We start from the raw sequence: 19,759 nt of genomic DNA, 5'->3' as shown, positions 1-19,759 counted from the left end.
CCGCCCCGCACTTTTGGATTCCCCGTTTTGAACACTGGGGCCCCTATTTTTGGATGCCACAGATCTCCCCTTTGGATGAAGGAAAACTCCTCATACACAACGGTTTACATCATATCTGGAGATGCGTCAGGGCGATCAGAACGATTGCCCCGGATCATCCGGACACCCTCGAAACGCGCCCACCGATGCGGTCTTCTGTCCCCGGCGCCCGGCCCGGAAGGAACGTCAGGGGTTCCTCCCGCACACCGGACCCACTGCCCCGGTCCGGGGCCGGGCGCCCTCGCATCCGTGGGCCAGCAACCGAGGGGGAAACCGAATGTATGTCGCCGTGCCACCGTGGGAGACGACGCTGGAAGAGCTCTGCGACTACTACCGCGAAGTGTGCGGCATCCCGGCCTTCGTCAGCGCCGGCGGGGTGAACACCATCCGGGCCAGCGGCGACGACTTCTGTGTGGTCACCACACCACCACACCTCGGCGCCGCTGTGCAACGACGCATGGATGAGGTACCGGGACGGTGCGGGCCCGTCTCGTCGTCCGCTCTCAGCGGACGGTGGATGTTCCTCGCCCGAGTCGGCCCCCTCGAAACCTGCGCCGACCTCGAACTCGCCGCGGCCAACGTCGGAATCACCGACGCCGCGACCTTCCCCCTGCCCACGCCCAGCACCGCGCACCGCACGTGGGTCGTCCCACCCACCGACACCTACCTCCCCACCAGGGACTGGATCGTCGACGCAATCCGCTGGTGCCACCCCCGCACCCACCGCTGAACGAACCACCGCCCTCCCCCTGCCCGCAAGACCCCTTCGCCCGATTGCCACCCCAACCCCACGGAAAGCGCTCCAACACCCCAGTCCACGGAGGCGTCCCCAATGCCCCCTCACCGCACCGCGAACGACCAAGCCCACACCGGCCGCAACGGCTCAGCCCCGACCTCCCCACACCCGGACGAACCCGACATCTGGCTAACCCTCACCCTCGGCGGACTCGAATTCCACTTCGTCGCCTGCCTCACCGCCGCCCTCATCTTCGTCTGCGACCTGCAACGCCACCGCCTCGCGGAACACGTCCGCATCGCCGCGTACGGTGCACACGAGACGCCGCGGCTCCCGAACGAGTGCCTGTTCCTCGAGCCGTAGCCCGCATTCCGGGTAGCAGGTATTCCGAATGGGGGAGAGCCGCCACCGGAATCCCCTGTCAGCGGTGGCGACGCCGGACCCCGGATCGGCGAAAGTTCACAGCATGACGACAATGCTCTCCACCTCGTGCGACACCGCCTTCGAGGAACTGTCGTGGCGAGCCGACGGACTGTGCGCGCAGACCGACCCCGACGCCTTCTTCCCGAGCCAGGGCGAATCGGCGCGCGACGCCAAACGCATCTGCGCCGGGTGCGGGGTGCGGCAGCGCTGCCTGGAGTACGCCATCGCCAAGGATGAGCGGTTCGGGATCTGGGGCGGGCTTTCGGGGCGGGAGCGGAGGCGGATCAGCGGTCGCGATAGGTCTCCAGGAGGCGCAGCCACACCTCGCTGATGGTCGGGAAGGGCGGGACGGCGTGCCAGAGGCGGTCGATCGGGATTCCGGCGGTGATGGCGATGGTCGCGGAGTGCAGGAGTTCCGCGGTGCCGGGGCCGGCGAAGGTGGCGCCGAGGATGGTGCGCTGGTGCGGGTCGATGAGGAGCCGTGCCTGGCCGCGGTAGCCGGGGAGGTACTGCTGGGCGCCGGTGACGCGGCTCAGGTCGTAGTCCACGACGTCCACCGGGCGGCCGGCCCGTGTTGAACTGGCGGCGACCTGCAGCGGCCCGCCTGACATCGCCCAGCCACCACTGCAATAGAATGTCGAATCTATTGTTACTGCGCGACCATGACACCTGGGTTGGGGTCGAAGTAGAAGGTCGTGTCCGGAGTCAGGAACTCTCGTTCGCCGAAATCCAAGCGAGGATTCTGGCCGTACCACCATTCGGCCTGAACAGGCTTCCCCTCCGACAGGAAGAGCGTGACGTACGGGCTCGCGAGATCGGAGTTACTACTTTCTTGCGGAAGGGACGTGAAGCACGCCAGTTCGAGATCGACGCCGGCCCGCTCTTTGAGGCGAGCATCGGTCGTACCCGTGCCGATGTAGATGGCTCGGTCCCAGTCCATCGTCCATCCGGCGCGTTGCACCATCTCCGCCATCGTCGCGGATTGCAGCTGCTGTTGCACGGCTTCGTCGAAGGCTCTGACCAGGCCTTTCCGGTCACCGAGTAGCGCGGGGTGTTTCACGAGGCTGAACTCCTGCGAGGAGCAGGTCGGACCGCTCGACTCGTTGCCGATCAGTTGGCATCCCGAACTCGCCAGCATCGCCGCGGTGGTCAGTGCTGCGAGCAGGATGGCGGGGACTCGCATATCAATTCCCTCCGAGTGGTAGGTCGGCTCCGGGCGGAGTCGCGGTATTGCCGGGCTCGGCCGAATTGCTGAATGTGATTTGTCTCCCGTCTGGAACCGACTGAATGACTACCGCTCTGTTGCTGTCGATGGCCTCGCGAACTTTCTGCTGCAACTCTTCCGGGGTGGCGTTCATATTCTGGGTTCCGATTTCCCGGCCCAGTTGGTTGTTGTAGAGGTCCATTGCCTCGCGGGCAGCGGGATTGCTTCCGACCATCTCGTGCGCGCTGGTAAAGGTGGTCGTCCATTCCGGTCCGAACTCCTGGGTCATTCGCGCGTTCCAATACATGTGGCGGAATGCGTCGGCGTGGCCGTCCGCCAGCGCGACCTTGGTGCTGGTCTCGTTGAGTTCGGGAAAGGCGGTCTCTGCGACCGCTTGTGCCTCGTCCTGGATGGCGTAGAAGGTTTTCAGATTCAGCGGTCCATCCGGCGGCTGGGCAGCGAGTAGCGCCAGCGCGGCAGCCTCTTCCTGCGTCATCGCCTTCGGTTGGAAATCCGGGGCATACAGGCGAATCATGTCCAGGAGAGTGCCTGAGGGGAAGACGACCGTCGTGTCCGACGCGTTCACCTGATAGTCGCGCAGGATCCGGGCGAGTTCGGGGTCGCTCGGGATCGGGATCAGCGCTTCCCGGACGGCCTCCGGCAAGCCCTCCAGCACCATGTTCAGCTTGGCGTTGTAGGTGAGATCGGCCGTCCAGATGTCGTTCAGCGCGCCCTGCAGTCTGGCCTGGAGGGCGCTGCGGGTTCGCTCGACGGAGAGCGACTGGGTCAGGCCGGTGAGCAGGTTGCCGGTCATCCATTCCAGCACCGATTTCCTCGACAGCACCTGGCCATCCTCGGTGTAGAAGAGTTCGTAATCGGATGCCTCGATCTCGCGAACCGTATCGACGATCGCCGTCTTCGCTGATCGGAAAATGCCGGCAACCTCCCGAATGGGTGCTGTTATCGAGGTGATCGCGTCCACCGTGGCCAGGGCATCTCTGCGTTCGGTGTCGAAGCGGGTGCGGAGGGCGTCGCCCGCTTCACCGTCGAAGTAGTCGCGAGAGTTCTGGACGTCGCGGCTGGCCGCTTCGACGTCGGTCTCGATGGTGTTGGCGAGTGAGTCGAGCTCGGTGGGAAGCCGCTCGCCCGAGCTGACATTCCAGTTCAGAACCTTCGTGACCGTGATGGCAGAGCCGTCCGTCACCGCTGCCCCACCTCTTTCATCGAGGCCGCGTTGGCGGCTTCCTGTGCCTCGTAGGCAGCTGCGGCGGCATCGATATCCGTGGCGACGGCGTCGACGCGATCCGCGTGGTAGCGGATGACCCTATCCAGCGCCTCGAGCACTTCTTGGACCCGGATGAAGGTCTCGGATGCTTCGATGCCCGTGCGGGCCGCGTTGCGGGTTGCTTGAGCCAGCGGTTGGCGGCTTTCGATAAGCCCTGCCTGCGTGCGCAGTCTCGCCGCCAACTCCCGCATTTTCACCGGATCGACGTTCACCACGCACCTCGCGAATCCTGCTGTCCGCGAACCTGCTCTTCGACTCGACGTGCTTCCGCCAGCGCCGCGGCATGGGCCCGTTCGTGGCAGTCCTGGACGAGCTGGCCGAAGTGCTCCGGCCCGCGTTCCATGGCGAACTCCGTCAGGCGCAGGTCGGTGATGGTGCCGTAGACGTCGACCTCGATATTGACCGAGCCGTCCGGCGAAAACGCCGCGCCACGGACTTTGGCGACGGCGCTGTTGACCTCGGTGACTTGCCGAGCCACCTGCTCCGGGTCGTCAGCCATCGGAACTCCCCGGAGTGGCCGGGTCGAGGATACGCACGGCCCGGTCGATGGCCGCCGTGTGCGCGTTCCGATGCTGCTCGACCAGGACCGCGGCCAGGTGGTCCGGGCCGTCGTCCATGGCGTAGTCGGCGACATGGAGGCGGGTTATCCGGCCTGCCGGATCGGTTTCGATGGCAATGGTTCCATCGGGCGATTTCGATTCGCCTCGGACCGCGGCTATCCGCCGGTCGAGCTCTGACTGCGGTTCCGCAGCGTCCACGCTCCGCCCTGCTTTCACGTCTTCGGGACGGCCCACAGCGGTGTCCCCCGGCGCTACCGTATACCGGACGCCGGGCACTGCGGGGGCTGCTGTCCCCGGTGTGGCCGCCTGACGTCGGAGCGTTACGAGTCAGATGAGCTCTGGTGGTAGAGCCAAGGACGGGACGAGCGTCGTCAGGTCGACCAACTCGATACGCGCGTCGTGCTCGCGGGTGAAATCGGCGACGGTGTGGTCGCGCGCTGGTCCGAAGCGTTCTTCGAATCGGGCTCTGGTGTGCGGAGACGATCGGCCGAGCGCCCATTCGATCGTCGTCGTGGACGTCGTCAAAAAGTGGATGGGAAGTGTGCCGACAACGAACAGTTGAGCACGCCGATCCGTTGTGTCGAGCGCCAGGTGGACCAGATCGGCGACGACACCTCGCTTGCGCATGGTGTCGGCGCCCTTCCACTGCGCGACCTTGAATTCGGCTATCCGCTTGTTGGTCTCGAGATCGAAGGGGCGAGACGGGTCATTGCCCGCTCCCAGCGACGGCCGCCGCGCGACCACCTCGCCGGGTTCGAGGATGGCAGGCAGCACGCGGGCGATGACGGTCGCGTGGATGACGTCGCTGAGGCGACCGACGTGCGCGCGCACGGCCAGCGCGGCGTCGAGGAGGTCGTCGCTGAATCCATACTCGGTGATCACCGTGCTGCTCTCGGTCGCATCAGCGTGCTGGAGGGCGGCCTCGGCGTCGGCGAGGTGCAGCGTCAGGTTGCGGTCGGTGAGGAACTTCAGCAGTGTTGCGAAGGATTCGGCCAGTTGGACGCTGCTCGTCGAGTCTTCGGGCTCCTCGGCCGGTCTCGTGCGGGCTGCCTCGGCGGCGGGAGGTGTGTAGACACTGGTGGTCAGTCCAGATTTGCGCAGCTCGGCGAGGGCACGGTGCGAAGTGAACGCCGAGCGAGGCAAGCCGGTGATGAGCTGGTAGACCTGCTTGGGCGGGTAGCGCTTGTTCGCGACGACCACCCAGTGCTCGCGGATCGGCTCGGGCGGGACCTTGCTGATCGCCTCGAGCGGTAGTGGTTCGATCGCTTCCTCCATGTCGGAGAGATTCCACCACGCGGGCGGCGGCGGCAAATTCCGACGAATCGGGTCGCAGGCGTGGATCATCGAGTCTCATGAGCGTTGTTGTACGGATCGAGGAGCCCTCCGACGGTTGAGAAGACTGCGCGGCCTCCCTGCCGGACCAGCAATCCGGCGCTAGCCTGAGATATGGACGCTGTCACGGTTGTCCCCACCCCGGGCAACGAGCCGATCCACACCTACGCCCCCGGCACCCCGGAACGCGAACGCCTGCGCGCGAAACTCGCCGAGATTGCCGAGCGGCAGGTGGCGATCCCGCTGGTCATCGGTGGCAAGGACCGACCGGGTACCGGAACGAGGCACGAGATCGTCACCCCGCACCGGCACAGCCACGTGCTCGGCACCTACACCGACGCCACGCACGAGGAAGCGCGGAGCGCCATCGACGCCGCGCTGGCGGCCGGCCCGGCTTGGCGTTCCCTTCCGTTCGACGAACGCGCGGCCGTCCTGCTCCGCGCCGCCGACCTCCTCTCCGGGCCGTGGCGCGAGACCCTGGCCGCCGCGACCATGCTCGGCCAGTCCAAGTCCGCGCAGCAGGCGGAGATCGACGCGCCGTGCGAACTGGTCGACTTCTGGCGCTTCAATGTCGCCTTCGCCCGCGACATCCTCGCCCAGCAGCCGCAGTCGAGCGCGGGCGCCTGGAATCGCATGGACTATCGCCCGCTGGAGGGCTTCGTCTACGCCATCACGCCGTTCAACTTCACCGCCATCGCGGGCAATCTGCCGACCGCGCCCGCGCTCATGGGGAACACGGTCGTGTGGAAGCCGTCGCCGACGCAGACGCTTGCCGCGTTCTACACGCTGAGGCTGCTGGAGGAGGCGGGGTTGCCGCCGGGAGTGATCAACCTGGTCACGGGGGACGGGCAGGCGCTCTCCGAGGTCGCGCTCACCGATCCGAATCTGGCGGGGATTCATTTCACCGGGTCCACGAAGACGTTCAAATATCTGTGGCAGCAGGTCGGCCAGAACCTGGATCGGTATCGTGGGTACCCGCGGCTGGTCGGTGAGACCGGGGGTAAAGATTTCATCGTCGCGCACCCTTCCGCCGATCCGGCATCGCTCGCTACCGCGCTGGTCCGCGGTGCTTTCGAGTACCAGGGGCAGAAGTGCTCAGCGGCGTCTCGCGCATACCTGCCGAGAAGTCTCTGGAACAGCATGCGGGACGACTTCCTGCACACCACAGCCGGTTTGAGCTACGGCGACGTCGCCGACTTGACCCATTTCGGCGGGGCGCTGATCGACCGCCGGGCCTACGACAAGAATGTGGCGGCACTGGAAAGGGCACGAGAAGCGGGGATCGAAATCCCGGTCGGTGGCCGAGCGGACGACAGCGAGGGGTATTTCGTGCAGCCGACCGTCCTGCTCGTCGACGACCCGCGCGACGAGGCATTCGGCACCGAGTACTTCGGCCCGATCCTCGCACTCCACGTCTATGACGACAATGCCTGGCCGACCGTGCTGGACGAGGTGAACGACGCCGCGCCGTACGCCCTCACCGGCGCGGTCTTCGCGCGCGACCGGGAGGCGATACACCAGGCGGGCGAGAAACTGCGGTACACGGCGGGGAACTTCTACGTCAACGACAAGCCGACCGGCGCGGTGGTGGGCCAGCAGCCGTTCGGCGGGGCCCGCGGCTCGGGCACCGACGACAAGGCGGGCTCCCCGCTGAACCTGCTGCGCTGGGTCGCGCCGCGCACCATCAAGGAGACCTTCGTCCCGCCTGCCGACCACCGCTACCCGCACATGGGCACGCCGTGAACCCGCTGCGACCGGTGATCCTCGCGGCGGCGGGCTCGCCGCGGCTGGCGAAGGCGGTCACCACCGTGCCGATCACGGCGGCGGTGGTGCGGCGCTTCGTGGCGGGCGCCGACCGGGGCGCGCTGCTCCCGGTGCTGCGGGAGCTGCTCGCCGACGGGCGGCGGGTCAGCGTCGACTTCCTCGGGGAGAACACCACCGATCCGGCGCAGGCGGATGCGGTCGTCGCCGAGTATCTGGCTTTGATCGCGGACTTGGCGACGCTGGCCGATGCGCCCGGCACGGAGCTCGGCCCGCGCTGGGCGCGGCCACTCGAGGTGTCGGTGAAGCTCACGGCGCTGGGCCGGGAGCTCCCCGGTGGACACACGACCGCGGCCGATCGGCTGCGCACCATCTGCGGCGCCGCCGAACGGGCGGGCGTCTGGGTAACGGTCGACGCCGAGGACCACACCGGCACCGCGGAGACCCTCGCGACCGTGCACACCCTGCGGGCGGAGTTCCCCTGGCTCGGCGTGGTCCTCCAGTCCTACCTGCACCGCACCGAGGCCGATTGCGGCGGCTTCACCGATGCCAGGGTCCGGCTCTGCAAGGGCGCGTACAACGAGCCGCCCGAGGTCGCCTTCCAGCACGGCGCCGAGGTCACCGACTCCTACCTGCGCTGCCTCGACGTGCTCATGCACGGTGACGGCTACCCGATGGTCGCCAGCCACGACCCGGTGCTGGTCGAGGCGGCCATCGAAGCCGGCCGCACCCGCTACGAGCACCAGATGCTCTACGGCGTGCGCGATCTGGAGCAGCGCAGGCTGGCGGCGGAGGGCCGGGCGGTGCGGGTCTATGTGCCCTACGGCACGGAGTGGTACGGCTACCTGACCCGCCGCCTGGCCGAGCGCCCGGCCAACCTGGGGTTCTTCCTGCGCGCCCTGGTCAGCCGGGGCTGACTCACACCAGCGGCTCCTTCCGTGCTGCAACCATGCGATGCTGAAGCTGTCATCATTTCGCGGATGGATAGGGTGGCGCACATGGCGAAGCTGACCCGACTGCTGCATCTGGTGCGGTCCGCGGGCCCGGAGGACCGCAACCAGACCCGGGTGCTCGACGCGGCGCTCGTCGCCTTCCTCGATTTCGGTATCAAGCGGACCAGCATGGTCGAGGTCGCCCGGCGCTGCGGGCTCTCGCTGGCCACGCTGTATCGGCGGTTCGCCAGCAAGTCCGATCTGATCCAGGCGGTGGGGTTGCGGCAGGCTCGGCAGTTCGTCGAGGACGTGGACGCGGCTTTGCAGCGGCAGGTGGACCGGGATGCCGGGGCCGAGGATCAGATCGTCGAGTTGTTCGTCGTTTTCCTGGAGGGGTTGCGGGGGAACAAGTTGCTGGATCGGTTGTTGCAGACCGAGCCGGAGGTCGTGCTGCCGTACCTGACCGTGCAGGGGGCGCCGGTGATCGAGCTCGGGCGGGATTACCTGGTGGAGTTCATTGCTCGGTTGCAGCGGGAGGGGAAGTTGCCGGAGTACGATCCGGCGCCCATCGCCGAGATGATCGCCCGGACTTCGCTGTCTCTGGCGTTGACGCCGCAGACGGTTATTCCGTTCGACGATGAGCGGGCGGTGCGGGAGTTCGCTCGCGATCACATCGCGGTGTCGTTTCGGGTGCCGGGGAGGGTGGGGGAGGGCTGAACACGTTCTGTCGATCGTTCGACGGACAGATCTGCTGTTCATTAGCTGACACTCTGGGTGGCCCTACGTCCAGAACCAGTCAAGGTCAGGTCCATGACTCAGCCGCCCTATCCGCAGCAGCCCACCGGGCCGCAGTATCCCCAGCAGCCGCCGTACGGACAGCCGTACCCGCCGCCGCAGCCGCCGAAGCGGAAGACGCCGGTGTGGCCCTGGGTGCTCATCGGCGCCATGGTGCTGCTCTGCGGCGGCTGCTTCGGCATTGCCGGGCTGGCGAGCAACAGTGCCGACGAGGACAAGTCGACGGCCACCTTCACCTCGGCGGCGCCTGGGGCCGAACCGGCTGCGGTCGCGCCGAAACCGGCCGCCCCCGAGGTCGCCTCGGCGGGAGCGACAGTACGGGACGGGAAGTTCGAGTTCCGGGTCTCTGGTGTGGATGCCCCGGTGAAATCGGTGGGCAGCAATCCTTACCTGAAGGAAACCGCGCAGGGCGAGTTCGTCCAGGTGCATCTGGTGGTGACCAATATCGGTGACCGGGCGCAGACCTATTTCGGCAGCAATCAGCACCTGATCGATTCGCAGGGGCGCAGGTTCGACAACGACACCTCGGCCGAAATCAATGTCAACGACGAGATCATCACCGAGATCAACCCGGGAAACAGCGTCGATGTCATCGTGGTCTTCGACGTCCCGGCGGGATCGGTGCCCGCCACGCTGGAGTTGCACGATTCGGCATTCTCCGGCGGGGCGAAGGTCGCGATCGGCTAGATCAGCGGAAGCCCGTGCTTGCGACGGAAGCGCAGGTCACTGAGGTAGATGCCGAGGGGGAGGCGGCGCACCGAGTACGGGAGGGCGCTGTCGACGTAGCCGAGGAGGCGAAGGGTGCGGGAGAGGAGCCATTCGTCGCGGGACGTCCAGCGCAACCCCATCTGGTCGCGGACGTGCGGCGGAAGCATCCCGGCCACCAGGTAGCGGTGCGGGCGGCCGAGCAGGACCTGCACCGGCACAGGAAGCATCTTCAGGTCCACCAGGTCGCGGAGATACGCCCGGACCGGTGGGGAGACGGTGGTGGCGGCGAGGTTCTCGGACCAGTAGCGGTCGAAGGCGGCGCGGTCGGGGGGCCACATGTCGGGGCGGACCTGGAGGGTGGTGCCGAGGCGGGCGGCGTAGCGGTAGAAGGCGTCGGCTTCGGGGCCGTCAAGGGGGCCGTGGAGGCGTTCGTGCAGGTCGGCGAGGCCCCAGTAGAGGCAGGCGGCTACCCAGAGCTGTAGCCGGACGTCGAAGGCGTTGTACTTCACCGGGCTCGATGCGGTGGAGCGGACCTGGCGGTGCGAGGTGTTCACGGCCTCGCGGTAGGCGGCGCGCTCCTCGTCGGTGCCGAGGAGGGCGACGGCGAGGTAGGTCATGGTGGTGCGGAGGCGTTTGACCGGGTGGATCATGACGTTGCCGCTGTGCACCGTGCTCTCCAGCACGCCGTAGCCGACGCCGGGGGTGGCGAGTTGCAGGATGACGTTGGGGGCGGCGGCCAGGCCGCCCGCGACCACCGGGAGGAAGGCGGCGATCTCGAAGTCGTCGGGAAGGTCGGGCGGTGCGGGCACGGGTCGGGACATCACGACCTCCGATCTCGGCGGTGAGACGGATACACACCGACGGTGTCACTGTTTCGCGGGAAGCGTGAGCGAGTCCGGCGAGCGGTGACCGATCTGTGATCAGTAGCGTGGTCGGGGTGCTGCTGCGATCGCTGAACCCGGCCGCCGTCGCCGCGGGCGACGACCTCCCGGATGCCCTGACCATCGCGGGGGAGACGCTCTCCCGCTCGGATCTGCTCGGCGCGGCGACCTCGGTGGCGGAGCGGGTCGTGGTGGCGGAGCGGGTCGCGGTGCTGGCGCGGCCGACGGTGACCACCGTGCTCGCGGTGACGGGGGCGTTGCTGGCGGGGGTGAGTGTGGTGCCGGTGCCGCCGGATTCGGGTGCGGCGGAGTTGCGGCACATTCTGCGCGATTCCGGGGCGCAGGCCTGGCTCGGGGACGCTCCCGAGGGGAGTGAGCTGCCGCGGATTCCGGTGCGCAAGCACGCGCGGTCGTGGCACCGCTATGCCGAGCCGGATCCGGCGGGGATCGCCTTCGTGCTCTACACCTCCGGCACCACGGGGGCGCCGAAGGGCGTGCTGCTGAGCCGGGGGGCCATTGCGGCGGGGCTGGACGCACTGGCCGAGGCGTGGGCGTGGACCAGGGACGACACGCTGGTGCACGGGCTTCCGCTGTTCCATGTGCACGGGCTGATTCTCGGGCTGCTCGGCCCGCTGCGGGTCGGGAGCCGGTTGGTGCACACCGGGAAGCCGACGCCGGAGGCCTACGCGGCGGCGAAGGGCACGCTCTACTTCGGGGTGCCGACGGTCTGGTCGCGGATCGCGGAGGACGAGGAGTCCGCGCGGGCGCTGGCGAACGCGCGGCTGCTGGTGTCCGGGAGCGCGCCGCTGCCGGTGCCGGTGTTCCACCGGCTGGCGGAGCTGACCGGGCAGGCGCCGGTGGAGCGGTACGGGATGAGCGAGACCATGATCACGCTCTCCACCAGGGCCGATGGCGAGCGCAGGCCGGGGTGGGTGGGGTTGCCGGTGCGCGGGGTCGAGACCCGGCTGGTGGACGAGCGCGGTGCCGAGGTGCCGCGCGATGGCGAGAGCATCGGCAGTTTGCAGGTGCGCGGGCCGATGCTCGGCGACGGGTACCTGAACCGGCCGGATGCCACCGCCGAGAGCTGGATCGCGGACGGGTGGTTCGCCACCGGGGATGTGGCGGCCATCGATGCCGCCGGGTTCCATCGGATCGTCGGGCGGGAGTCGGTGGATCTGATCAAGTCCGGGGGATACCGGGTCGGGGCGGGCGAGGTCGAGACGGCGCTACTGGGCCACCCGGGGGTGGCCGAGGTCGCGGTGGTCGGGCTGCCGGACGCTGATCTGGGGCAGCGCATCGTCGCGTTCGTGGTCCCGCGCGGCAGCGCGCCGGACGAAGCGGAACTGGTGGCGCATGTGGCGACGGAGCTGTCGAACCACAAGCGGCCGCGCGAGATCCGCTTCGTCGAGACGCTGCCGCGCAACGCCATGGGGAAGGTGCAGAAGAAGCAGTTGAGCTGACGCGCTGTGCGGCCTGCGGGGAGGCGCTGGCAGGGGCGGCGCAGCGCATCGGCTCGGTGCGGGGCGCGAAGCCGGCGGCGCAGCCGAGCCGCGGGCCCTGGCTCAGTTGTGCGCGTGCAGGGCGGAATTCAGCTCGATGCCGGTGCCGGTGCGCGAAACCACTTCCACCGCACCGGACAGCGAGTTCCGCCGGAACAGCAGATTCGGCTGCCCGCTCAGCTCGGAAGCCTTGACCGTCGTGCCGTCCGGCGTCGAAACCTTGGTCCCGGCGGTGAGGTACAGCCCCGCCTCGACGACGGAGTCGTCGCCCAGCGGAATCCCGAGCCCGGAGTTGGCCCCGAGCAGCGAGCGCTCGCCGACGGTGATCACCGTGGTCCCGCCACCGGAGAGCGTGCCCATGATCGAGGCGCCGCCACCGACGTCGGAGCCGTCCCCGACCACGACCCCCGCCGAGATCCGCCCCTCGACCATGGAGGTCCCCAGCGTCCCGGCATTGAAGTTCACGAACCCCTCGTGCATGACGGTGGTCCCGGCGGCCAGGTGCGCCCCGAGCCGGACCCGGTCGGCGTCACCGATCCGCACCCCGGACGGCACCACGTAATCGACCATCCGCGGGAACTTGTCGATGCTGTACACCGTCACCGGACCCCGGCCGCGCAGCCGCAGCCGCACGCTCTCGAAGCCCTCCACCGCGGCGGGGCCGTGGTTGGTCCACACGACATTCGCCAGCAGCCCGAACTGCCCGTCCAGGCTCAGCCCGTGCGGCTGGACCAGCCGGTGCGAGAGCAGGTGCAGCCGCAGGTAGACGTCGTGCGCGTCGACGGGGGGTGCCGCGAGGTCGGCGATGGTGGTGCGCACGGCGACCACCTCGACGTCGCGCGCCTCGTCGGGGCCGACCAGGGTGGCGTACTCGGCGGGCGGCGCGTCCAGCCGCTCGGTGCCGGTGCTGTCGAAGCTGCCGAGCTCCGGGGCCGGGTACCAGGTGTCGAGGACGGTCCCGGACGAGGTCACGGTGGCGATGCCGACTGCTGCTGCTCCCTGAGTGCTCACGTCGAGAGAGCGTACCCATCGCGCCCGGCACGTGGTGGCGCCACGTCCGCCAACCGGGCGACCAGGGCGGATCGCAACTTCCAGATGTCGGCGCCGCAGGTGGGGTCGAGCCCGGTGAACTGGGCGATCCGCTTGAGCCGGTGATCGACGGTATTGGCGTGGATGTGCAGCTGCCTGGCGGTCAGCCGGCGGTTGAAGTCGTTCGCCACGTGGGTGCGCAGGGTGGTGAGCAGCTCGGGGTGCTCGTCCAGTGGGTTCAGGATCGCGGCGAGGCAGTCGCGGGCGGGGCCGGGGCGGGTGAGCTGGAACTCCAGTGCCATGCGCTCGAAGCGGTGCAGGCCGCCGCGGGTGCCGATCAGGGTGACGGTGTCGAGCAGCTGGTGCGCGCGGTCGGCGGCGTCCGGGATGGCGTGCCGGTCGGCGTGCACGAGGGCGGCGGTGATCGGGACCCTGGCAGCGGCGGTCAGCTCGGCTACCAGGGCCTCCAGCGAGGCGTCGGTGACGGTGTGCGCCGGCAGCAGCACGGTGCCGCCGTCCACGCTGAGCAGGGCGAGCGCGTGCGGCCCCGCGTGCGCGGCGAGCGCGGCCTGGGTGCGGCGCAGCGTGCGCCGGATCACCACGTCGCCGTCGAGCGCCGGGTCGGCGGCGGCGGGGTGGGCGGGAATGTGCAGCGCGAGCACGGCGTACCGCTCGGCGGGCTCGATGCCGCACTCGCGGGTCATGGTGCTGGTGGAGTAGCCGCCGAGCAGCGCGGAGGTGAGGGTGTGCACGGCGGTGTGGTGGTCGGTGGCGGCGGAGCGCAGCTCGCGGACGTAGGCCACGCTGATCGCGGTGGTCATCCGGTCCAGCGCGGTCAGCATGGCGCGCATCCCGGCCACCAGGGTGTCGTAGTCGTCGCGCCGGATCTCGCCCTCGGTGCGGCGCGCGGCCACCAGGTCGAGCCCGATCCGGTAACCGGCGTGCACGGCGTGCTGCACGGCGTCGATCGGCACGCCCTCCCTGGCCCAGCGCGCCGCGGCGCGCCCGATCCCGGCGATGTGCTCGGCGATGTCGTCGCCGTCGGCGGTCGCCAGTGCCGCGGCCAGGCACTGCCGGGTCAGCGCGGTCACCTCGTCCGGGGCGGCGAGCGACGCGATCTCGAGTAGTTCGCGTTCCGGCAGGGTCACGGTCACGACGGGCTCCTCCACTGCTCGGCACACGGCGGTAACGGTGTTACTGCGAGAGGTTACGCGCGTAACCGACGGTTATCAACGGGGTGCGCCGAGTCAGGTGGATTCCCGCACCACGAGCACCGCGAGGTCCGCGCCGGTCGCCGTGGTCTCGGTGGGGTAGCCGAGCGCGGACATGAACGACGCCGTCGCGACCTCGACGATGGCCCCGGCCTCGAAGGCGACCGAGGTGAGCGGCGGCGCGGCGACCTCGCCGAGCGGGATGGCGTCGACGCCGATCACCGCGAGGTCGCGCGGGCACGCCAGCCCGGCGGCGCGCATGCCGTGCTGCACCACGAAGGCGGTGTCGTCGTTCTGCGCGCAGACCGCGGTGATCCCGCGCTCGTGCCAGCCGGTGACGACCTCGGCGGCGTCGGCGGGGCGCAGCTCGACGAGCTCCGGCTCCGGCAACCCGCGGGCGTCGATGGCGGCGCGCAGCCCGGCCAGCCAGTACTCGCCGATCGGGCGCAGCGTGGCCTCGGGGGAGAAGGCGTAGGCGAGTCGCCGGTGGCCGCGCGCCACCAAGTGCGCGATCCGGAGTTCGCCCGCGGTCAGGTGCAGGTCGCCCAGGTCGGCGAGGAGGCTGCTGCCCAGGTGGAAGTTGGGGATGCGGGCCGCCTCGACCGCGGCGAGCGCGGCCCCCCGGAGCGGGTAGACGCCGGTGACGGCGACCGGGTCCAGGTCGGTGATGGCGTTCACGATGGCGGCCTCGTCGCCGGTGTCGAAGAGGATCACCTGCATGACGCCGCGGCGCGCCAGCTCGGTCGTCATCCTGGTGCTCACCTCGATGGCCAGCGGGTTCAGCGCCACCTGCGGCAGCACGAACAGCACGACGCCGCTGCGGCGCCTGGCCAGGTTCCTGGCCGCGAGGTTGGGGCGGTAGCCGAGCTCGTCGGCGGCGCGGCGGACCGCGGCCCTGGTCTGCGCGGAGATGGAGCGGCCGGGGACGTTGTTCAGCACGTAGCTGACGGTCGCGGTGGAGACCCCCGCGTGCCTGGCCACATCCGCCTTCGTCGGTCTCGCGGTCATCACGCCCCATTCTCGCCCCGGCCGCGACCACTATGGCATGGCATTCGCTCGGCGAACGGGCCGTAGGCTGGCGACGTGAGCATCGATTTGCGCGCCGACCCGATCGAGCTGACCGCCGCCCTCGTCGACATCCCGAGCGTCTCCCGGGACGAGGCGGCCATCACCGACGTGGTGGAAACCGCGCTGCGCGACCAGACCTCGGGCTTCACCGTGCAGCGGCACGGCAATGTCGTGCTCGCCCGTACCGACCGCGGCAGGCGGGATCGGGTGATTCTGGCCGGGCACCTGGACACCGTGCCGATCGCGGACAACCTGCCCAGCCACTACGTCATGGAGGACGGCCACCGGGTGCTGGCCGGTTGCGGCGCCGTGGACATGAAATCCGGCGACGCGGTCTTCCTGCACCTGGCCGCCACCGTGGCCGAACCGGTCTGTGATCTCACCCTGATCTTCTACGACTGCGAGGAGATCGCGGCCCGCTACAACGGCCTCAACAGCGTCGAGCGGGACTTCCCCGAGTGGCTGGAGGCCGACCTCGCCATCCTCGGCGAGCCGTCCGCGGGCTGGGTCGAGGCGGGGTGCCAGGGCACGCTGCGGGTGAAGCTCGGCACCAAGGGCGTGCGGGCGCACTCGGCCCGGTCCTGGCTGGGGGAGAACGCCATCCACCGGCTGGCCCCGGTGCTGGAGCGGCTGTCGAGCTACCGCGGCCGCGAGGTCGACATCGACGGCTGCGTGTACCGCGAGGGGCTCTCGGCGGTGCGGGTCGGCGGCGGGGTCGCGGGCAATGTGGTGCCGGACGCCGCCGAGGTCGAGGTGAACTTCCGCTTCGCCCCCGATCGCTCGGTGGACCAGGCCGCGGAGCACGTCGCCGAGGTCTTCGCCGGGCTGGAGCTCGAGCTCGAGGTCACCGACTCGGCGGCGGGCGCGCTACCGGGGCTGAAAGCGCCCGCGGCGGCCGATCTCATCACGGCGGTGCGCAAGCAGGGCGGCGGGGTGCGGGCCAAGTACGGCTGGACCGATGTGGCCCGGTTCGCGGCCCGCGGCATCCCGGCGGTGAACTTCGGCCCCGGCGATCCGAACCTGGCGCACAAGCGCGACGAGCGGGTGCCGGTGCAGCAGATCACCCAGGTCACCGAGGTGCTCAGGGGGTACCTGACCGACGGCGCGTGACGCCGCGGCAACGGCTGGGCGAACAACCAGGTCCGGCCGTCCGGCCGAGGTCACGGCCGGTAGCGTGGAACGCATGTCCACCGACGCCGAAACCGCCGGTCCGCGCAGGCCGACCACCAAATTCCGCGGGCCGCTGGTCTTCCGCAGGGCGCGCCGCGACGGCAGCACCGCCGACCGCAATCTGCTCGACCAGCGTGGCGATTCGGACTGGGTGCACACCGACCCGTGGCGGGTGCTGCGCATCCAGGCCGAGTTCGTCGAGGGGTTCGGCGCGCTCGCCGAGGTGCCGCGCGCGGTGACCGTCTTCGGCTCCGCGCGCACCGGCGAGGAACACCCGGAGTACCAGGCGGGGCTGGCCATCGGCGCCGCGCTGGCCGAGGCGGGGTACGCGGTGATCACCGGCGGCGGGCCGGGCGCCATGGCGGCGGCGAATCGCGGCGCCTGCGAGGCGGGCGGCTACTCGATCGGGCTCGGCATCGAGCTGCCGTTCGAGCAGGGGCTGAACGAGTGGGTCGACCTCGGCATCAACTTCCGCTACTTCTTCGTGCGCAAGACCATGTTCGTCAAGTACTCGCAGGCATTCGTCTGCCTCCCCGGCGGTTTCGGCACCCTGGACGAGCTCTTCGAGGCGCTCACCCTGGTGCAGACCCGCAAGATCACCCGGTTCCCGATCGTGCTCTTCGGCACCAGGTACTGGGGCGGGCTGGTGGACTGGATCCGGGATTCGCTGGCCGCATCGGGGAAGATCTCGCCGGAGGATCTCGACCTGCTCTACGTCACCGACGAGGTCGCCGAGGTGGTGCGGATCATCCGCACCTCCGGCGGGACCGGCGGCGTCGACGCGCTCGGCACCGAGGACGAATGGTGACCGCTGCCGGCGGGTACGCGATCTGTGTGTACTGCTCGGCCAGCACCGCCGACCCGGAGCACCTGCGGCTCGCGGCCCGGGTCGGCACCGAGATCGCCCGGCGCGGCTGGCGGCTGGTCTCCGGTGGCGGGCACGTCTCCATGATGGGCGCGGTGGCCACTGCGGCGCGGGCGGGCGGCGCGCACACGCTCGGCGTCATCCCCAAGCACCTGGTGCACCAGGAGGTCGCCGATGTGGACTCCGACGAGCTGATCGTCACCGACACCATGCGGCAGCGCAAGCAGCGCATGGAGGAGCGCGCCGATGCCTTCCTCACGCTGCCCGGCGGCATCGGCACCCTGGAGGAGTTCTTCGAGACCTGGACCGGCGGCTACCTCGGCGAGCACGGCAAGCCGGTGGTGCTGCTCGACGCCAGCGGCTTCTACGGCGGGCTGCTGGACTGGATCGCCACGCTGCGCGACCGCGGCTTCGTCACCGCGGCGGCGCTGGACCGGGTGGTGGTCGCCCCCGACCTGCCGTCGGCGTTCGCGGCGCTGGAGCCCGCTTGAGAGGAGCACCGCAGTGAGCACCCCGTCGACGGTCGGCCTGCTGGACATCGTGACCCGGCTGCCCGGCATGCTGCCGGACGTACCGGTCATGCTGCGCAACGCGCTCGGGCTGCTGACCGGCGGCCGCTCGGTGGGGTTCGCCTTCCAGCAGGTGGCGCACCGGGTGCCGGACCGGGTGTTCCTGCGCTTCGAGGGCACGGCGTTCACCTACCGCGAGGCCAATGCCGAGGTGAACCGGTACGCGGCGGTGCTCACCGAGTCGGGGGTACGCCCCGGCGACGTGGTCGGGATCCTGCTGCAGAACCGGCCGGAGGCGCTCTTCGCGGTGCTCGCGACGGTCAAGCTCGGAGCTACCGCCGGGCTGCTCAATCACCACCAGCGCGGCGAGGTGCTGGCGCACAGCATCGGGCTGCTGGAGAGCCGGGTGCTGGTCGCGGGGGCGGAGTGCGGCGAGGCGCTGGACTCGCTGGACGAGCGGCCGGGCAACCTGCTCGCGGCCGAGGAGCTGGCCTCGCGGGCGCGCACCGCTCCGGCGAACGACCCCGCCGCCTGCGCCGGGGTGGGCTCCGGCGAGCGCGCCTTCCTGATCTTCACCTCCGGCACCACCGGCATGCCCAAGGCTAGCGTCATGACGCACGGGCGGTGGGGCAAGGCCATGGCCGGGCTCGGCGGGTTCGGGGTGCGGCTGCGCGGCTCGGACACGCTCTACTGCTGCCTGCCGCTCTACCACAACAACGCGCTCACGGTCGCGCTCTCCTCGGTGCTCGCCGCGGGCGGGACGCTCGCGCTCGGGCGCACCTTCTCGGCGAGCGGGTTCTGGGACGAGGTGATCCGGGAGCGCGCCACCGCCTTCGTCTACATCGGCGAGTTCTGCCGCTACCTGCTCAACCAGCCGGAGCGCGCGGCGGACCGGAGGCACCGGGTGCGGCTGGCCGTCGGGAACGGGCTGCGGCCGGAGCTCTGGGACGATTTCCAGCGCCGCTTCGGAGTGGGCCGGATCGTCGAGTTCTACGGTGCGAGCGAGGGCAATATCGCTTTCATCAACGGTTTCGGGGTGCCGCGCACCGCCGGGTTCGGGCCGCTGCCGTACGCCGTGGTCGAGTACGACGAGGAAGCGGGCGCGCCGCGCCGCGGCCCGGACGGGAAGCTGCGCCGGGTGCGTACCGGCGAGGCCGGGCTGCTGCTGGCCAAGGTCACCCGGCTCACCCCGTTCGACGGCTACACCGACAAGAAGGCCGGCGAGGCCAAGCTGGTGCGGGACGGCTTCCGTCGCGGCGACGTCTGGTTCGACACCGGCGACCTGGTGCGCGACCAGGGCTGGTTCCACATCGCCTTCGTGGACCGGGTCGGCGACACCTTCCGCTGGAAGGGCGAGAACGTGGCCACCACCGAGGTCGAGGGCGCGCTCGGCGCGGCTCCCGAAATCGCGCAGGCCGTCGTGTACGGGGTCGAGGTGCCCGGCGCGGACGGCAGGGCCGGGATGGCGGCGGTGGTGCTGCGCCCGGACGCCGAGTTCGACGGCGCCGCGCTGGCCCGGCTGGTGCACGACCGGCTGCCCGCCTACGCGCGGCCGCTCTTCGTCCGGGTGGTCGGCGAGCTGGAACAGACCTCGACCTTCAAGAGCCGCAAGGTGGAGCTGCGGAACCAGGGCTTCGACCCGGACGCAGGCGGCGAGCTGTACGTCCTGGACGGCGGGGAGGCGGGGTACGTGCCGTTCCACGACGACTACCCGGCCGAGGTCGCCGCGGGCCGGGCCCCGCGCGGCTGATC

23 protein-coding genes are annotated in these 19,759 nt (G+C 69.9%); 12 read left to right on the top strand and 11 right to left on the bottom strand.

Annotated features, from left to right (window positions below):
- The first annotated feature begins 316 nt into the window (after positions 1-316).
- From NH2_RS30175 to NH2_RS28100, 3 genes are all read left to right on the top strand, one after another.
- Positions 317-769 carry a hypothetical protein gene (locus tag NH2_RS30175; protein ID WP_067652833.1) on the top strand — a complete coding sequence of 151 codons (453 nt, stop codon included), beginning with the start codon at positions 317-319 and terminating at the stop codon, positions 767-769.
- A 102-nt stretch (positions 770-871) separates the two neighbouring features.
- Positions 872-1,138: a hypothetical protein gene (locus tag NH2_RS12265; RefSeq protein WP_067652831.1), complete on the top strand. Its 267-nt coding sequence runs from the start codon at positions 872-874 to the stop codon at positions 1,136-1,138.
- 28 nt (positions 1,139-1,166) lie between these two features.
- Entirely contained in the window at positions 1,167-1,529 is a 363-nt protein-coding gene (locus NH2_RS28100; protein ID WP_084505483.1) for a WhiB family transcriptional regulator, read from the top strand.
- Here the strand turns inward: NH2_RS28100 and NH2_RS28095 are convergent.
- The 7 genes from NH2_RS28095 to NH2_RS12230 form a co-directional block, all read right to left on the bottom strand.
- Positions 1,483-1,809 carry an oxidoreductase dimerization domain-containing protein gene (locus tag NH2_RS28095; protein ID WP_245650539.1) on the bottom strand — a complete coding sequence of 109 codons (327 nt, stop codon included), beginning with the start codon at positions 1,807-1,809 and terminating at the stop codon, positions 1,483-1,485. The two genes, NH2_RS28100 and NH2_RS28095, sit on opposite strands and share 47 nt — an antisense overlap.
- A 38-nt stretch (positions 1,810-1,847) precedes the next feature.
- Positions 1,848-2,381, bottom strand: a complete 534-nt coding sequence (locus NH2_RS28720; RefSeq protein ID WP_067652825.1) for a hypothetical protein — start codon at positions 2,379-2,381, stop codon at positions 1,848-1,850.
- A gap of 1 nt (position 2,382) precedes the next feature.
- On the bottom strand, positions 2,383-3,606 hold the full coding sequence (locus NH2_RS12245; protein WP_067652823.1) for a DUF6973 domain-containing protein: 1,224 nt from the start codon (positions 3,604-3,606) through the stop codon (positions 2,383-2,385).
- On the bottom strand, positions 3,603-3,902 hold the full coding sequence (locus NH2_RS12240; RefSeq protein WP_067652821.1) for a type VII secretion target: 300 nt from the start codon (positions 3,900-3,902) through the stop codon (positions 3,603-3,605). The genes NH2_RS12245 and NH2_RS12240 overlap by 4 nt, the downstream gene beginning before the upstream one ends.
- Complete coding sequence (locus NH2_RS12235; RefSeq protein WP_067652820.1) at positions 3,896-4,186, bottom strand: YbaB/EbfC family nucleoid-associated protein; 291 nt, start codon at positions 4,184-4,186, stop codon at positions 3,896-3,898. Before NH2_RS12235 ends, NH2_RS12240 begins: the two co-directional genes overlap by 7 nt.
- The gene (locus tag NH2_RS28715; protein ID WP_157103733.1) at positions 4,179-4,445 is read right to left on the bottom strand and encodes a YbaB/EbfC family nucleoid-associated protein; all 267 of its coding nucleotides are present in this window, start codon (positions 4,443-4,445) and stop codon (positions 4,179-4,181) included. The genes NH2_RS12235 and NH2_RS28715 overlap by 8 nt, the downstream gene beginning before the upstream one ends.
- Before the next feature lie 129 nt (positions 4,446-4,574).
- Positions 4,575-5,591, bottom strand: coding sequence for a hypothetical protein (locus tag NH2_RS12230; protein ID WP_218021701.1), 1,017 nt, complete (start codon positions 5,589-5,591; stop codon positions 4,575-4,577).
- A 102-nt stretch (positions 5,592-5,693) separates the two neighbouring features.
- Here NH2_RS12230 and pruA point away from each other — a divergent pair, with 102 nt between their 5' ends.
- From pruA to NH2_RS12210, 4 genes are all read left to right on the top strand, one after another.
- Positions 5,694-7,322 carry an L-glutamate gamma-semialdehyde dehydrogenase gene (pruA, locus tag NH2_RS12225; protein WP_067652816.1) on the top strand — a complete coding sequence of 543 codons (1,629 nt, stop codon included), beginning with the start codon at positions 5,694-5,696 and terminating at the stop codon, positions 7,320-7,322.
- Positions 7,319-8,257 (top strand): proline dehydrogenase family protein, encoded by a 939-nt coding sequence (locus NH2_RS12220; protein WP_067652815.1) that lies wholly within the window; start codon positions 7,319-7,321, stop codon positions 8,255-8,257. Before pruA ends, NH2_RS12220 begins: the two co-directional genes overlap by 4 nt.
- 81 nt (positions 8,258-8,338) lie before the next feature.
- Complete coding sequence (locus tag NH2_RS12215) at positions 8,339-8,989, top strand: TetR/AcrR family transcriptional regulator (protein WP_067653528.1); 651 nt, start codon at positions 8,339-8,341, stop codon at positions 8,987-8,989.
- A gap of 93 nt (positions 8,990-9,082) precedes the next feature.
- A complete protein-coding gene (locus NH2_RS12210; protein ID WP_067652813.1) occupies positions 9,083-9,754 on the top strand; it encodes a DUF4352 domain-containing protein in 672 nt (223 codons plus the stop codon).
- Here the strand turns inward: NH2_RS12210 and NH2_RS12205 are convergent.
- Positions 9,751-10,596 (bottom strand): oxygenase MpaB family protein, encoded by an 846-nt coding sequence (locus NH2_RS12205; RefSeq protein WP_067652811.1) that lies wholly within the window; start codon positions 10,594-10,596, stop codon positions 9,751-9,753. The genes NH2_RS12210 and NH2_RS12205 overlap by 4 nt on opposite strands.
- Before the next feature lie 116 nt (positions 10,597-10,712).
- Between NH2_RS12205 and NH2_RS12200 the strand changes: the two genes are divergently transcribed.
- Complete coding sequence (locus NH2_RS12200; RefSeq protein ID WP_067653526.1) at positions 10,713-12,116, top strand: acyl-CoA synthetase; 1,404 nt, start codon at positions 10,713-10,715, stop codon at positions 12,114-12,116.
- A 102-nt stretch (positions 12,117-12,218) separates the two neighbouring features.
- On the opposite strand, the gene dapD is transcribed toward NH2_RS12200, so the two are convergent.
- The 3 genes from dapD to NH2_RS12185 form a co-directional block, all read right to left on the bottom strand.
- Positions 12,219-13,166 carry a 2,3,4,5-tetrahydropyridine-2,6-dicarboxylate N-succinyltransferase gene (dapD, locus tag NH2_RS12195; protein ID WP_067652809.1) on the bottom strand — a complete coding sequence of 316 codons (948 nt, stop codon included), beginning with the start codon at positions 13,164-13,166 and terminating at the stop codon, positions 12,219-12,221.
- Positions 13,163-14,338, bottom strand: coding sequence for a PucR family transcriptional regulator (locus NH2_RS12190; RefSeq protein WP_245650538.1), 1,176 nt, complete (start codon positions 14,336-14,338; stop codon positions 13,163-13,165). Before NH2_RS12190 ends, dapD begins: the two co-directional genes overlap by 4 nt.
- Before the next feature lie 93 nt (positions 14,339-14,431).
- Positions 14,432-15,403 (bottom strand): LacI family DNA-binding transcriptional regulator, encoded by a 972-nt coding sequence (locus NH2_RS12185; protein WP_067652805.1) that lies wholly within the window; start codon positions 15,401-15,403, stop codon positions 14,432-14,434.
- 75 nt (positions 15,404-15,478) lie between these two features.
- Here NH2_RS12185 and dapE point away from each other — a divergent pair, with 75 nt between their 5' ends.
- From dapE to NH2_RS12165, 4 genes are all read left to right on the top strand, one after another.
- Complete coding sequence (gene dapE, locus NH2_RS12180) at positions 15,479-16,573, top strand: succinyl-diaminopimelate desuccinylase (protein WP_067652803.1); 1,095 nt, start codon at positions 15,479-15,481, stop codon at positions 16,571-16,573.
- Between the two features lie 73 nt (positions 16,574-16,646).
- Entirely contained in the window at positions 16,647-17,441 is a 795-nt protein-coding gene (locus NH2_RS12175) for an LOG family protein (RefSeq protein ID WP_067652801.1), read from the top strand.
- Positions 17,435-17,989 carry an LOG family protein gene (locus tag NH2_RS12170; protein WP_067652799.1) on the top strand — a complete coding sequence of 185 codons (555 nt, stop codon included), beginning with the start codon at positions 17,435-17,437 and terminating at the stop codon, positions 17,987-17,989. Before NH2_RS12175 ends, NH2_RS12170 begins: the two co-directional genes overlap by 7 nt.
- 13 nt (positions 17,990-18,002) lie before the next feature.
- Positions 18,003-19,757 carry a long-chain-acyl-CoA synthetase gene (locus NH2_RS12165; protein ID WP_084505481.1) on the top strand — a complete coding sequence of 585 codons (1,755 nt, stop codon included), beginning with the start codon at positions 18,003-18,005 and terminating at the stop codon, positions 19,755-19,757.
- Positions 19,758-19,759: the final 2 nt, after the last annotated feature.

The organism is Nocardia harenae NBRC 108248 (genome assembly GCF_001612885.1).
In the GTDB taxonomy this organism is placed as follows: domain Bacteria; phylum Actinomycetota; class Actinomycetes; order Mycobacteriales; family Mycobacteriaceae; genus Nocardia; species Nocardia harenae.
The sequence above is the reverse complement of the archived record's forward strand: the minus strand, read 5'-3'. Positions and strand labels throughout refer to the sequence as shown.

Coding starts and splice junctions, on each gene's coding strand:
- NH2_RS12265 (WP_067652831.1), top strand. CDS start 872: ATGCCCCCTCACCGCACCGCGAACGACCAAGCCCACACCGGCCGCAAC.
- NH2_RS12235 (WP_067652820.1), bottom strand. CDS start 4,186: ATGGCTGACGACCCGGAGCAGGTGGCTCGGCAAGTCACCGAGGTCAAC.
- pruA (WP_067652816.1), top strand. CDS start 5,694: ATGGACGCTGTCACGGTTGTCCCCACCCCGGGCAACGAGCCGATCCAC.
- NH2_RS30175 (WP_067652833.1), top strand. CDS start 317: ATGTATGTCGCCGTGCCACCGTGGGAGACGACGCTGGAAGAGCTCTGC.
- NH2_RS28720 (WP_067652825.1), bottom strand. CDS start 2,381: ATGCGAGTCCCCGCCATCCTGCTCGCAGCACTGACCACCGCGGCGATG.
- NH2_RS12170 (WP_067652799.1), top strand. CDS start 17,435: ATGGTGACCGCTGCCGGCGGGTACGCGATCTGTGTGTACTGCTCGGCC.
- NH2_RS12205 (WP_067652811.1), bottom strand. CDS start 10,596: ATGTCCCGACCCGTGCCCGCACCGCCCGACCTTCCCGACGACTTCGAG.
- NH2_RS28100 (WP_084505483.1), top strand. CDS start 1,167: ATGGGGGAGAGCCGCCACCGGAATCCCCTGTCAGCGGTGGCGACGCCG.
- NH2_RS28095 (WP_245650539.1), bottom strand. CDS start 1,809: ATGTCAGGCGGGCCGCTGCAGGTCGCCGCCAGTTCAACACGGGCCGGC.
- NH2_RS12215 (WP_067653528.1), top strand. CDS start 8,339: ATGGCGAAGCTGACCCGACTGCTGCATCTGGTGCGGTCCGCGGGCCCG.
- NH2_RS12210 (WP_067652813.1), top strand. CDS start 9,083: ATGACTCAGCCGCCCTATCCGCAGCAGCCCACCGGGCCGCAGTATCCC.
- NH2_RS12175 (WP_067652801.1), top strand. CDS start 16,647: ATGTCCACCGACGCCGAAACCGCCGGTCCGCGCAGGCCGACCACCAAA.
- NH2_RS12230 (WP_218021701.1), bottom strand. CDS start 5,591: ATGATCCACGCCTGCGACCCGATTCGTCGGAATTTGCCGCCGCCGCCC.
- NH2_RS12185 (WP_067652805.1), bottom strand. CDS start 15,403: ATGACCGCGAGACCGACGAAGGCGGATGTGGCCAGGCACGCGGGGGTC.